The sequence below is a fragment of the Parabacteroides sp. AM17-47 genome, assembly GCF_003434625.1.
Classification (GTDB): Bacteria; Bacteroidota; Bacteroidia; order Bacteroidales; family Tannerellaceae; genus Parabacteroides; species Parabacteroides distasonis.
In genome coordinates this window covers 115,085-128,325 of sequence record NZ_QTLI01000003.1, presented here as the reverse complement: position 1 = coordinate 128,325, position 13,241 = coordinate 115,085, and the positions used below count along the sequence as shown (strand labels likewise).

At 44.7% G+C, this 13,241-nt stretch carries 14 protein-coding genes; 7 read left to right on the top strand and 7 right to left on the bottom strand.

All coding sequences use genetic code 11. The features are described from left to right. Positions 1 to 99 precede the first annotated feature (99 nt). From DW205_RS03235 to DW205_RS03205, 7 genes are all read left to right on the top strand, one after another. A complete protein-coding gene (locus DW205_RS03235) occupies positions 100 to 1,590 on the top strand; it encodes a Gfo/Idh/MocA family oxidoreductase (RefSeq protein WP_005861079.1) in 1,491 nt (496 codons plus the stop codon). A 22-nt stretch (positions 1,591 to 1,612) separates the two neighbouring features. Next, positions 1,613 to 2,467 (top strand): DUF1080 domain-containing protein, encoded by an 855-nt coding sequence (locus DW205_RS03230; protein WP_005861081.1) that lies wholly within the window; start codon positions 1,613 to 1,615, stop codon positions 2,465 to 2,467. A gap of 117 nt (positions 2,468 to 2,584) precedes the next feature. Continuing rightward, positions 2,585 to 3,091, top strand: coding sequence for a DoxX family membrane protein (locus DW205_RS03225; protein ID WP_005861083.1), 507 nt, complete (start codon positions 2,585 to 2,587; stop codon positions 3,089 to 3,091). 5 nt (positions 3,092 to 3,096) lie between these two features. Next, positions 3,097 to 4,755 (top strand): Gfo/Idh/MocA family protein, encoded by a 1,659-nt coding sequence (locus tag DW205_RS03220; protein ID WP_005866679.1) that lies wholly within the window; start codon positions 3,097 to 3,099, stop codon positions 4,753 to 4,755. Between the two features lie 177 nt (positions 4,756 to 4,932). After that, on the top strand, positions 4,933 to 5,340 hold the full coding sequence (locus tag DW205_RS03215) for a DUF6249 domain-containing protein (RefSeq protein WP_005861087.1): 408 nt from the start codon (positions 4,933 to 4,935) through the stop codon (positions 5,338 to 5,340). A gap of 10 nt (positions 5,341 to 5,350) precedes the next feature. Beyond that, the gene (locus DW205_RS03210; protein ID WP_005861090.1) at positions 5,351 to 5,914 is read left to right on the top strand and encodes an RNA polymerase sigma factor; all 564 of its coding nucleotides are present in this window, start codon (positions 5,351 to 5,353) and stop codon (positions 5,912 to 5,914) included. 2 nt (positions 5,915 to 5,916) lie between these two features. Then, positions 5,917 to 6,294: a hypothetical protein gene (locus DW205_RS03205; RefSeq protein WP_226769929.1), complete on the top strand. Its 378-nt coding sequence runs from the start codon at positions 5,917 to 5,919 to the stop codon at positions 6,292 to 6,294. Between the two features lie 46 nt (positions 6,295 to 6,340). On the opposite strand, the gene DW205_RS03200 is transcribed toward DW205_RS03205, so the two are convergent. The 7 genes from DW205_RS03200 to DW205_RS03170 all read right to left on the bottom strand — a co-directional run bounded on the left by DW205_RS03200 (position 6,341) and on the right by DW205_RS03170 (position 12,501). Next, positions 6,341 to 7,426 carry a hypothetical protein gene (locus DW205_RS03200; RefSeq protein WP_121963055.1) on the bottom strand — a complete coding sequence of 362 codons (1,086 nt, stop codon included), beginning with the start codon at positions 7,424 to 7,426 and terminating at the stop codon, positions 6,341 to 6,343. A gap of 25 nt (positions 7,427 to 7,451) precedes the next feature. Continuing rightward, the gene (locus tag DW205_RS03195) at positions 7,452 to 7,988 is read right to left on the bottom strand and encodes a hypothetical protein (protein WP_005866682.1); all 537 of its coding nucleotides are present in this window, start codon (positions 7,986 to 7,988) and stop codon (positions 7,452 to 7,454) included. Between the two features lie 2 nt (positions 7,989 to 7,990). Beyond that, on the bottom strand, positions 7,991 to 8,521 hold the full coding sequence (locus DW205_RS03190) for an RNA polymerase sigma factor (RefSeq protein ID WP_005861098.1): 531 nt from the start codon (positions 8,519 to 8,521) through the stop codon (positions 7,991 to 7,993). Between the two features lie 131 nt (positions 8,522 to 8,652). Beyond that, the gene (locus tag DW205_RS03185; RefSeq protein WP_005866685.1) at positions 8,653 to 9,414 is read right to left on the bottom strand and encodes a NigD-like protein; all 762 of its coding nucleotides are present in this window, start codon (positions 9,412 to 9,414) and stop codon (positions 8,653 to 8,655) included. Positions 9,415 to 9,508: 94 nt separating this feature from the next. Beyond that, positions 9,509 to 10,642 (bottom strand): lipid-A-disaccharide synthase, encoded by a 1,134-nt coding sequence (gene lpxB, locus DW205_RS03180; RefSeq protein ID WP_005866687.1) that lies wholly within the window; start codon positions 10,640 to 10,642, stop codon positions 9,509 to 9,511. A 24-nt stretch (positions 10,643 to 10,666) separates the two neighbouring features. Further along, positions 10,667 to 11,434, bottom strand: a complete 768-nt coding sequence (surE, locus tag DW205_RS03175) for a 5'/3'-nucleotidase SurE (RefSeq protein ID WP_005866690.1) — start codon at positions 11,432 to 11,434, stop codon at positions 10,667 to 10,669. Positions 11,435 to 11,559: 125 nt separating this feature from the next. Continuing rightward, a complete protein-coding gene (locus tag DW205_RS03170; RefSeq protein ID WP_008778478.1) occupies positions 11,560 to 12,501 on the bottom strand; it encodes an Rpn family recombination-promoting nuclease/putative transposase in 942 nt (313 codons plus the stop codon). Positions 12,502 to 13,241 lie beyond the last annotated feature (740 nt).

The window sequence follows — 13,241 nt, the reverse complement described above, 5'->3', positions numbered from 1 at the left end:
ATACAGCATTGGCTATATTTGCGACAATTTGTTGCCTGTAAAGGTGTAAAGACACATGAAATATCATTGTTAAGTGCTAATCTATAAAAAATTATTACTATGTCTAACATTTCTAGAAGATCTTTTCTTCAAAAAGGTACGGCTGCCGCAGCAGCTTTGACTATTGTTCCGAGTGCGGTCCTAGGTAAAACCCATGGTCATATCGCTCCAACTGATAAATTGAATATTGCCGGTGTTGGTATCGGAGGTATGGGTAACGCTAACTTAAAGAACATGGAGACTACCGAGAATATCGTAGCTCTTTGTGACATCGACTGGAAGTACTCAAAACCTGTATTCGACCGTCATCCTCAAGCTAAAAAATACTGGGACTATCGTAAGATGTATGATGAGATGGGTAAATCTATTGACGCTGTGTTGGTAGCTACCGCTGACCATACTCATGCGATGATCACAGCTGACGCTATGACGCTTGGCAAACACGTATACACTCAGAAACCGTTGACTCACTCTGTTTATGAGTCCCGTTTGCTTACGAACTTGGCTAAGAAGTATGACGTAGCTACTCAGATGGGTAACCAAGGTTCTTCATTGGCTGAAGGTGTAGATTTGATCTGTGAATGGATTTGGAATGGTGAGATCGGTGAGGTTACTAAAGTAGAATGCGCTACCAACCGTCCTATCTGGCCGCAAGGTTTGAACGCTCCTGAGAAAGTTGATAAGATTCCTTCTACATTGAATTGGGATTTGTTTACGGGTCCTGCTAAATTGAGACCGTTTAATAAGACATATCATCCTTGGAACTGGCGCGGATGGTGGGATTATGGTACAGGTGCGTTGGGTGATATGGCTTGCCACATCTTACATCCGGTATTCAAAGGCTTGAATTTAGGCTATCCGACAAGAGTTCAAGGTTCTTCTACATTGTTATTACAAGACTGTGCTCCTAACGCTCAGCATGTTAAGTTGGTATTCCCGGCTCGTGATAATATGCCAAAGGTAGCTATGCCGGAGGTTGAAGTTCACTGGTATGATGGTGGTATGATGCCGGATCGTCCAGAAGGATTCCCTCAAGGTAAGGAATTGATGGGTGAAGGTGGTGGATTGTGTATCTTCCATGGTACGAAAGATACATTGATCTGTGGTTGCTACGGTGTTAACCCATGGTTGTTATCTGGTCGTAAACCGAACGTTCCTCAAACATTGCGCCGCGTGAAAGACGCTATGAAGGGTGGTCACGAACAAGACTGGATTCGTGCTTGTAAGGAAAGCGCAGGCAGCCGTGTTCAGACGAAGTCTAACTTCTTGGAGGCTGGTCCGTTCAATGAAATGGTTGTAATGGGTGTATTGGCTGTTCGTTTGCAAAGATTGAATAAAGAATTGTTGTGGGATGGCCCTAACATGAGATTTACGAATATCGATCCGAATGAGACAATCAAGATCATCAAGAAAGATACATTCGAGGTTATCGATGGTGACCCGAAATTCAAGACAGAGTGGACGGATCCAATTAATGCTCAAGAATTTGCCGCAGGCTTGATTAAGCACAACTACCGTGAAGGCTGGAAGTTGGTAGATATGCCGAGATAATAGTTTTAACTTAATAAATAAAATGAAAAAGTCAGTATTATTAGCAAGTGCCGCTATCATGATGTGTTATTTCACTTCTTGTGGTGGTGGAAAGAAAACAGAAGAAGCTCCTGCAGCTGCTGAGACTACAACAGAAGCCGCAGCTCCTGAGTACAAGCTCATGACAGATCTTCCTACTGTAGATATCACGACTTTCCCGAAAGATAAAGAGGGTAGATATGTGATCTTCGATGGTAAGACATTCAATGGCTGGAGAGGTTATGACCGTGCTGACGTTCCGGGTGCTTGGACAATCGAGGACGGAGCGATCAAAATCAATGGCTCTGGTGCTGGTGAGGCTGGTGCTTCCAACGGTGGGGACTTGATCTTCGCTCATAAGTTGGGTAACTTCGAGCTTGAGTTCGAATGGAAAGTAGGTAAAGGCTCTAACTCTGGTGTATTCATCATGATTCAAGAGGTAGAGGGACAACCTTCTTACATCTCTGCTCCTGAGTACCAAGTATTGGATAACGAGAACCACCCCGACGCTAAGTTAGGTAAGGATGGCAACCGTAAATCTTCTTCTTTGTATGACATGATTCCTGCTAAACCGCAGAACGCAAAACCGTTCGGTGAGTGGAACAAGGGTAAGATCATGTGCTATAAGGGTACAGTTGTTCACTATTTGAATAGCGATGAACCTGTTGTTGAGTATCACTTGTGGACTCCGCAATGGAAAGAAATGTTGGATAATAGCAAATTTAGCAAAGACAAATGGCCGTTGGCTTATGAGTTGTTGTTGAATTGCGGTGGCGCTAACAAAGAAGGTTTCATCGGATTTCAAGACCACGGGGATGATGTTTGGTTCCGTAACATTACTGTTAAAGTTTTGGATTAATCGTATCAAGCACATTTTAGCATAAATAACGCCCGAGGCCTAAATCTATGATTTTAGCTTCGGGTGTTGTGTTTTTAATAATCGACTTTTTCTAAACCAATTTTTTAGGACCAAGAAATGAAAATAGAACAAGGTTACACGAAAGCGCAGATGACTTGGCTGATGATGCTGCGTCTTTTTATAGGTTGGCACTTTATGTATGAAGGCCTAGTAAAAATCATGAACCCAAAATGGACATCTCTACCCTATCTACTCGATTCAAAGGGTCCCGCTGCTTCATTTTTTATCAAATTGACTCAAGACGACAGTTTGATGACAACCATCAACTTCTTGAATGAGTGGGCTCTGTTATTGATCGGCCTAGGCTTGACTTTAGGCTGTTTGTATCGTTTATCTTCTGTTGGAGGTATGATTCTTCTCGCTATGTACACGTTATCCCACCCCTCTTTCGTGGGAGCGAGCTATATGATGCCGTTTGAAGGCTCTTATTTATGGATTGACAAGAACCTTGTGGAGTTCGCCGCTTTAGGCTTGATGTGCGTATTCCCTACATCACAAATCATAGGATTCGATCGTGTGTTAGGACGTGTGTGTCCGATATTGCATAAACTTAAATTTATTTGATACCCATGGCAACAGAAGATGCAAAGAATACTCCTTCTCAGGAGCAAATGCCCGATAAAGGACGTCGGGACACATTGAAGACATTGGCTACAGTGCCTATCTTAGGTGCTTTGGCATATGGCGTTTACCAAAAAAGGAAAGACGCTTTAAGAGGCCGTAACATATCAGATGTATTTCAGGTAAGTAACAGACAGGCCTCCTATTTAGAGCCGCAAGGCGATGGCAAGAAGATTCGTATCGGTTTGGTCGGCTTCGGTATTCGTGGAAAGCAATTGATGCGTGCCGCAGGTTTCGCTGAGCCTTCTTGGATCGATAAGATGAAAGAGGCTAATAAGCTGAATAAGAAGGATACGCGTTATCAGCAATATATGGAGCAAGATGATCTGAATATTGAGATAACTGCGGTTTGTGATATATTTGATGTATATGGTGAGGCCGCTGTATTGACCGGTTCCAATATCCATCGTGAGGGTAGCGACGGTAAGTTCGGGCCTGCTCCGAAACGTTACCGGACTTATCAAGAGTTGGTAACGGCTCCGGATGTGGATGCCGTTATTATCGCTGGTCCGGACCACTGGCATAGCACGATCGCTATGGCTGCGGCACGTGCCGGAAAGCATGTGTATTGCGAGAAACCGTTGTCATGGACGGTTCCTGAGACGTATATGGTTCGCCAAGTGATCAAGGAGACCGGCGTTGTATTCCAGTTAGGTCACCAAGGGCGTCAGACCGACTGTTATCAGAAGGCCGAGGAGATTATCGGTAACGGATTATTAGGCCCTGTTAACTTGATCGAGGTTTGTACGAACCGTAACTCTCCAAATGGTGCTTGGGTATATGATATTATCGAAGGCTCTAATCCGAATACGATTGATTGGAAGCAGTTCGAGGGTGATCCTGAGCGTATTAAGGAATATATGGATTATATGACATCCAACAAGCTTGAAAGATATATCGGTCCGGACGAGCGTAGCAAGTTCAGTCTGGAACGTTTCTTCCGCTGGCGTTGCTGGTGGGATTATAGTACAGGCCTTTCCGGTGACTTGTTGACACATGAGTATGACGCTGTCAACCAGATCATGCATGTGGGTATACCTCATTCCGCTACTTCATCCGGCGGTGTTTATTTCTTCAAGGACGGACGTACGGTACCTGATGTATTGCAGACTACTTTCGAGTGGCCGGATCGTGACTTGACGATGTTGTATAGCGCTACATTGGCAAGTAGCCGTAACCGTGGCAAGGTGTTCATGGGGCATGATGCTTCTATGGAGGTTTCCAATATCTTGGCTATTACGGTTGACCAAGATTCCACTCGTTATGCGGATAAGATCAAGGAAGGTATTATTCCTACAGATACTCCGTTCTATACCTATGTACCGGGACAAAATAGCTCGGATTCCGTTACATCTCCTACGGAGTTGTATTTCGCTAAACGTGGTTTGCTGTATACGTATGTAAATGGTAAACGTTATGATACGACTCACTTGCATATCCGTGAGTGGCTGGAATGTATCCGTCAAGGCAAGACTCCTAGCTGTAATATCGACGCTGCTTTCCAAGAAGCTATGACTGCCCACATGGGTACTCGCGCTTATCTGGAAGGACGTACGATGTACTGGGATAAGGACAAAGAAGAGATCGTAAGAGGTGAACTTGCGTAAGTATCTAAAAAGACGATAAATAACTTTCCCAAGAAGCGAACTTCATAAATGGATGGAGTTCGCTTCTTTTATTTGTGCATGTATAAAATTTCTTCTCTTTTTTGTAACCGATTTGTGATTACTCATGTCTTATTGATAAAAGCGAATAATTTATTAAACCTTTAAAGAATAAAAGATATGAACGAGTTGTGGATTCCTATTTTAGGTGTTATTTGTGCGGTAGGTATGCCGGTATTGTTAGGTATTATCGCTAGTTACATGACCATTAAAAGTAAGCATGAGGAAAAGATGGCGATGATCGAGAAAGGAATTGTGTTGGAAGAGGCTATGCGCCCCGAGAGAAGGCCTAATCGTTATAATACCCTGCGTAACGGTATTTTTATGATCGGTTTGTCATTGGGTGTGATTGTCGGTATGATGCTCGACTCTGCTTTCACTTACGATAGCGATTGGTTCTTTTTGTTAGTTCCGGCTATTACGATTATGTTCGGTGGAGTAGCTTTTATAATTTATTTCTTTCTTTCCCGTTCTTTAATGGAGAAGGAGAGATTGGAGGACGAGAAGAAAATGCGTCTGGAAGAATAAACGATACCGGATGGATGAGCGAAAGTGGATAGAACGTATTTTGGCAGGGGACACGCAAAGTTTCTCCTGCCTTGTCGCGAAGTATGAGAAGATGGCTTATACCATCGCTTTTCGTATCTTGGAAAATCGCGAGGAGGCAGAAGAGGCCGTACAGGATGCGTTCGTGAAGATGTATCGTGCTCTTTCCGATTTTCATTTCGATAGTAAGTTCTCAACATGGTTTTATAGGATCGTGTATCGTACGGCGTTGACGGCCTTGAGACAACAGCGTATGTTCGTGAGTTATGAGGAGGCGGGCCCTGTAGACCTTTCGAATGACGAAGTTGAATCGGCTACGGCTTTATTAGAGCGTGAGGACCGGAAAGAGATGATCGCACGTACGCTGAAAAAGCTTCCGGCTGATGAGGCCTTGTTGCTTACTCTTTATTATTTGGAGGAATGCTCGGTGGAAGAGATCTGTCAGATCACTGAATTGAGCGCTTCTAATGTGAAAGTAAAACTATTCCGTGGGCGGAAACGGTTTTATGAAGTGTTGCAAGATAAAATGAAATTAGAGACAGCTGATTTGTTATGAATATGAATGAGAAAGATATTGATCATTTGACACGTAAGTTGATGCGAGGGACGGCGGAACAACCTTCGGCCTCATTAAACTCCCGTATTATGGCATTGATTATACAAGAGAAGAAGCGGGTATATAAGTACTATATCAAGAAACGATTTACACCTGTAGGCATTTTTAGCATATTTGTCGCTTATATGCTTGTGTTAGTAGGCATCTTGTATTTGGTTAAGCTTTCTCCGGGCGGGGCGGAAACGGTTTTAGGCTCTTTGCGAGCCTATTTCCCGATTGTTTTAACGATTGCTTCCGGGATCTCTTGTTTCTTCCTGTTTACACAACTCGATAACTGGTTGAAGAGAGAAGAGATACGCCGGCAAAACACCTCAAAATAAAAATATCCGGTTGTAGAGACGGGGCACGCCCCGTCTCTACAACTGATTAATTGCCCTTGACTTTTAGATTTCCGTAACGATTTCCTTCGAAGTGAATCGTCGGTTGCTTTCCACCATTAATCTCATAGGTGTAATTCTTGTCACGATCCTCATCGTCAAAATGCTTGCGGGTGATATTGAAACCGTTCACGTCGCAGCTTGAATACTTCATGTTCTCCGCTACTATCCGGAAAGAAGTTTTTGCGGGAAGCGCTACCTCTAAATTCCCATAATGGGATTCTACGTTCACCTTCGAGAAAGAGGGAGACAAGTTCCGTATCTTTAAGTTACTATAGCTAAGGCTACTTACATTCAATGCATCCTTAAGGGTCCCGATTTTAGCGTCGCTGTACTTAATCTCCATGTCTAGTCTGCTTACGCTTTCAATGGTGAGATTACCATATTTAATCTCCATGCGTAAAGATTGTATATCCTGTATATCCAGATTGGAATATTTGCTGTCTATCGTTAAATCTTTAGCGTTGCGAATCTTGGCGGTTCCTACGTAGCCCAGATCCAGTTGGGCGTCCTGCAGATTTCCTACCTCGATGTTACCATATTTGGCCTCTATCATTGCGTTGGCTGTGAAATTACCCGCATTCAGGTTGCCGTATTTTACATGGATATCCATGTTGCCGTTATTATCGCTTGGCAAGTTGATGTTTCCGTATTTCTGGTTCAAGTCTGCGGCGAGCTTAGGAGGCATCTGGATATAATAATTGATCGTCATGGACTCATTATTCGAATTGCTATTCATCTCCTTCTTTATCGTAGTGACCGCTGAGACAATACCACCTATCTTCTTGGTCTCGATTTGGATACGGTCCAAGTTCTCTTGAGCACGTTCCTCGCTGCGAGCCTTACATTCTACCTCAACCCGTATAGCTACCGTATTCTGATTCCAGTGGGTAACGGTGATGTTTCCATAACGGTTTTCTACTTGGAGACGATCACCGGCGCTTACGCTGTAGGATTGGGATATCTCTTTTTTCTTGATCTTCTCTTGTGGCCTAGCTATTGCCGATAGATTGCATAGCAGCAATACGAAAGTCAGCAATACGGCGGGACTCAATTTTACGTGTGTCGTGTTCATGATTGATATGTATTAATTGTTATTACTATTTCTGGTTATCCGTGACTTGTTCCATTTGCTTAAGCATCAGCGTGAGGCCCTCCAAGCTATTGCTGTAATGTTGGGTCATGGCGAAAAGACCGTCGTTGGAACAAGGCAAGGTAGGGAGTATCGTTTCCTCGAACATATAATTATCCGTGAGGATCCGTTTGCTCTCTTGCAATAACTCCTCCGCTCCCGGTGTCCGGTCCTGTTTATACAACTTCTTCATTTGCGCCAATACGTCGTTCATTTGCATATTGTAATATAGGCGTAGTTCCTCGATCTCCTCTTGGGTCTCGCAGGTCTGGGCCGTGGTCTTTTGCGCGGGTTCCGGCAGACCGGTCCCTCCCGGCAAGCGGAATAAGAGCAACAAAGCGATAGAGGCAGCTATGGCAAAGGCCGATAGGCTGTATAGGGCCGCACGGTTTTTCCGTGGCTTCGGCAGCTTTTGCTCGAAACGTTCGAAATGACCTTCGGGAAGCATCTCATCTTCCTTGAATGCGTCACGGTTCGCGTCTATGAAATTCTTTAGTTTATCCATGTTTAATTGGCTGCTATAATGTCTAACAATTTCCGCTTGGCGCGTAGGTACTGGCTACGGACGCTTGGCGGTTGAATTTTCAGGATAGAGGCGATCTCTTCCATATCATATCCCTCAAAGAGGTAAAGCGAGAGGATTATGCGGTAGCCTGCCGGCAACTTCTTGGTAGCTTCCTTTATCTGTGCCACGGAATATTGGATTTCTTCCTCGTCCGGTCCGTCCGTTTCCGGTTCGGCCAGATTGTCGGAAAGCTCCTCTTGGTCCGGTGCTTGGCGGCGTACATAATCGATAGCCGTATGGATGGCGATGCGATGCATCCATGCCTCAAAGCATTGCCCGTCATGATATTGGTCCAAGCGTGTGAAGATCTTGAGGAACGAGTCCTGCATGGCTTCTTCCGCCTCGGATGAGTTGCCTACGATACGCAAGCAGGCTATATACAATCGCTGTGCGTATTGTTTGTACAACTTCAGTTGCGAGCTCCGGTCTCCCCGGCGGCAACCCTCGATCAGATGTTCGGTTACTTTGTCCATTTGTTTATATAAACGAGAGTGATGCCTTGACCGTTGCATCTTGTAGCGTAAAAATACAAAAAAAGAAAGGCATCATCTCGACGCCTCTCCTCCTGAACTAAATGATAAAAATAAAAGTTATGTGGGAAGGTTTATTTCATGTCCGTTATATTGGAGATACTATCGTTCGTATAGCCTTGCGAAGTATCCTCCATTTTGGTCTTATCCGAATTATATTTTAATTTATAAGCCTGTTTCCCTTCGGAAGTCCAATAGTTTACGACAAGATCGACCGTCTCTCCTTTGGTATCCGGCAAGGAAGACAAATTGAACGCCACACGTCCGGCCCCGATCGTATATTGGGGATCATCGTAAGCGTTATGCCTAAACTCCAGCGTATAAGGATCATTCTCGGCATCCGGTTGGATCAGGTTGATAAAGTGGGCGGTCTTGCCTCCCCAGAGTGTCTCGAAATAGATATTCAAATATCCGTCTCCGATCCACATATTATTCTCATAAATACTTACCGGGTCCGTACCATAGATAGAATCATTAGCCGCTCCCTCGTTCTTAGCGATGGATTTCGTAAGGATGTTATGGATCGCGTTAACCTTGACATAATGGGAGAAACCTCCTAGATTACTTTGGGTGGAATCCGCCAATATCGTGAAGTTCACCAAGGCACGTTGGTTAGGCTTCGGCTGATAGTTCGGATAGTTCGTGGCGGCGGGCCATAGCTTATCTCCGTCGTCCAGCCGTAAGTAATATACGTTATTGCCTTCCGGTACTACGGTAGCGACCGCTATCCAGATATCACCTAAAGAATACGAGTCATCGTCATCTAAGCAAGAGGGTAGGGTGAGGGATACTAAAGCGATCCCGATAACCAATAAAAAAGCTCTCAACGTCTTCATTCCTTTTGTTTCTTAAAAAGTTCACATTTCATCGTTCTATGAGGAAAGATGTAAGTTCGGGGTGAAATGCTGCAAAAGACGTTAATAAAAGATGTTAAGAACCAAGGGATTCAACGATTAGCCGTGCCGTACGCTTTGAAGCCCCGGGCATTCCTAGCGTATGGATAATCTCGTCGTATCCGTTTAGCATTCGTTTTTGATAGGCTGGATCTTGTAGGATACGTCCTAGCTCGTCTTGTATTTGCGATTCGGAGAAGCGGGCTCCGAATAGTTCTTGTACGATCTCCCGTCCCCCGATCAGGTTCACGAGGGATATGTATTTCGTATGGAAGAAATGCTTGAAAATAAAGCTGGCCAACTGTCCGGCTACAACATAGTAGCAAACGACTTGCGGAACCCGGAACAGGGCGGTTTCCAAGGTTGCCGTGCCGGAGGTTACCAAGGCGGCGGCGCTATGTTGTAGCAAGGGATAGGTTTTACCGAACACGATCTTGGCGGGATAAGAGCCTATGTATTCTTGATAGTAGGCAGGATCGATGCCTGGCGCTCCGGCTATTACCGGCTGGTAGTCGGGATATGCGGAGGCTACTTTCAGCATGGTCGGTAAATTATCCTTGATCTCTTGTTTGCGGCTACCAGATAGCAAGGCGAGGATAGGCTTGTCGGCCAATCCTTCCTCTTTGATAAATGTATCTTTGGGGATCGCTTGATGCTCCTTGTAATAGGCTACGGAGTCTACAGAAGGATTTCCTACGTAATCTACCGAATAATTAAGCTTCCGGAAAAACTCGGTCTCGAACGGCAGGATGCAGAACATACGATCTACATAACGCCGGAAGTCCCTGATGCGGTATTGTTTCCAGGCCCATATCTTGGGGGATATATAGTAATATACCGGGAGACCCAATTGGGTTTTCACATATTTGGCGATCTTCAGGTTGAATCCCGGGTAGTCAATTAAGATGACGACATCTGGTTGATAGCGGCGGATATCCTCTTGGCACGTCTTCATGTTATTTAAGATGGTGCGCAAGTTCAGCAATACCGGGATAAAGCCCATGAACGCCATTTCCCGGTAATGTTTGACAAGGGTTCCTCCGACGGCTCTCATCAGATCGCCGCCCAGAAAGCGGAACTCGGCCTTCGGGTCATTCTCTTTCAAGGCTGCCATCAAATTCGAGGCGTGCAGGTCTCCGGAGGCTTCTCCGGCTATCAGGTAATACTTCATGAATTGAAAATTGAGAATTGAAAATTAAAGGATCCAGTTGTTTAGGGTGGCCATGAAGTTGTAGTCCGTAACGTCGATCTTGCAGGGGACTAGGGAGGCGTATCCGCTGTCCAGCGCAAGCATATCATTGTCCGGGTGGATGGGTTTGGCGCTTTCGAAAGCTCCTGTCAACCAGAATACGGGCTCTCCGCTGGCGTTCTCGGAACGCTTGAATTCACGTACCCAACGACCGTCAGCTTGGCGACAAACTTTCAATCCTTTCACTTGCGGTAGCTTCGGCACGTTGAGGTTTAAGTAGGTTCCGTGCGGTAAGCCTTCTTTTAATACCCGGCGTGCCAGCATACGTCCAAGACGGCAGCATTCGGAGAAGTCGGCATCAGCCGCATGGTCCAGTAAGGATACACCCATGGAAGGGACATTGAAAATACAGCCCTCGGCGGCGGCACCCATCGTTCCGGAATAATTTACGCAGATAGCCATATTTCCCCCGTGGTTGATACCGGAGACTAACAGATCGGGCTTGCGCTCCAAAACCTCATTAATCGCTAATTTAACGCAATCAACCGGTGTCCCGGTGCAACTATAGATGGTAAGTCCTTCCTCCTTTTTCAACAAGGTATACTTGATAGGAACTAAAGATGTAATGGCACTACCCATCCCGGAACGAGGTCCATCGGGAGCGAATACCACCAAATCGCCTAGATCTTTCAGGCACTCAATCAATTCGTTAATACCTTTGGCCCATACGCCATCATCATTCGTGATCAGAATCAACGGTCTCTCGTTTGTCATATCGTTTTATCCTTATAGTTGTCGTACAAAGGTAACAATAATTTGCGAACAATGGTTGGGGTGTGAGGGATGGGAGTTGTCCTTTCGCCTAATCAGTTGTTGATCAAGCGAAAGGTCTCAGATTATTATAGTTTCTCTATTTCTTCTATGGAGAGGCCGGTGGCAAAGGCGATTTGCTCTATACTAACTCCTAATTTCTTAAGATTAAGTGCTATGGAGTGTTTCTCTTCCTGTCGCCCTTCAGCTTTTCCTTTTTGCAAACCTTTCTGTAGCCCTTCCTCCAATCCTTTTTGCAATCCTTTTTCCATGCCTTCTTCCATCCCTTTTTTCATGCCTTTCTCGACGGCGAAGTCCAAGGTGTTGTAATAATCATTATACATCTTCCACTCCGCCTCGTACTGCGCCCGTTGTTTGGGGGTGAGGTTCGCCATGGATCCGATGCGTTCCAACCGCTCGAATATGGCCTTGCGTGCCTTGAATGGCATTCTGTCTAATGTGTCCATATGCTTTAGTACATAAATCCAACGTTCAAAATCGGTCTCGCATTCTTCCTCCTCTTTGTTGAATCGGGGAAGCTCAATATAGATCTGGCGGAACTTAGGGTTGAATACCTGTCCGTTCTCTCGGTCCGCCAGCACGATGTCCCTTCGGAACTTTCCTTCGTTCCTGTTATTGTTTGGCCTGTTCTCCTCGTCTAGCGTGAAGTTCAAGAAAAAAACACCGTACACGGCCGCCAGCTCATAGTCCCATGTTCCCTTTATCCCCTGTTCCACCACCGAGTGCGAGAGGTAATACAAGGCCCTGTCCTTGAAGTGGGGCTGTTCCCTGTTCTGCATCTCGATTATGATCCGTTCGCCCTTGTCGGTCTCGCAATGAATGTCAAAGATGACCTTCCTTCCTTGCTCTGTCTCGGGCAATCGCTCATTGTTCATGATCCTCAAGTCCATGATCGTATACTCCCCTTCGAGGAGGTCGTTCAGGAACTCGATTAGTATGTCCTTGTCCATTTCCCTGCCGAATATGTGCTTGAAGCCGAAATCGGTGAAGGGATTGATAAATTTTCCCATAGTGTTTATAGGTTTCAGTGATTAATAATGAATAATAGTATAATAAGACGGGGCACCCTGTCTTCCGGTTGTAAAGATACTACTTTTTTAATAGGATAGGCATCGTTTTAGCTTTTAAGAAAACACGTACGAGTTTTTTCGGAAACACGTACATGTTTTTCGAAAAACTCGTACGTGTTTTTTGAGAGGCATAATGTAACTACTTCAAATACCGGATCAGCCGATAAATCGTGGGGATAATTTTCCTGAATGTATATTCCACCAAGGGATAGTATGGCCAGGCACTACATGATCTGATCATTTCACATTCGTGAAGAGATCTTTTCACCTACGTGATACAATCGTTTCGCATAGGTGAAAAGATTGTATCACAACCGTGAAACGATTTCATGGGTAGATAGAGCAAGCTACTGCCGATAATGTTTGTATTAAATAGAAAGACTCAACGGTAACAACTCTTCGTAGGCATCTCTGCGCTCCCTTTCACATCCTTCACAACATATCACTGACATAAAGCAAGTTGGCCGACGTGAAACGTGTGATAAACAAATTAAAGTGTAGATAAAAGTACATTGCGAGATTATCCCCACTATTTATCGAGTGAGCTTGAAAAAGTCGATTCTCCGGGAGTTAAGAATACAAAATGTCAAAGTGCTATATTTTGATATAGATATAAAATGTACGTGCGTACATTAGTATAGAAGAGTAAAGTTTACATGATTAGTAAATATTTTTCTAGT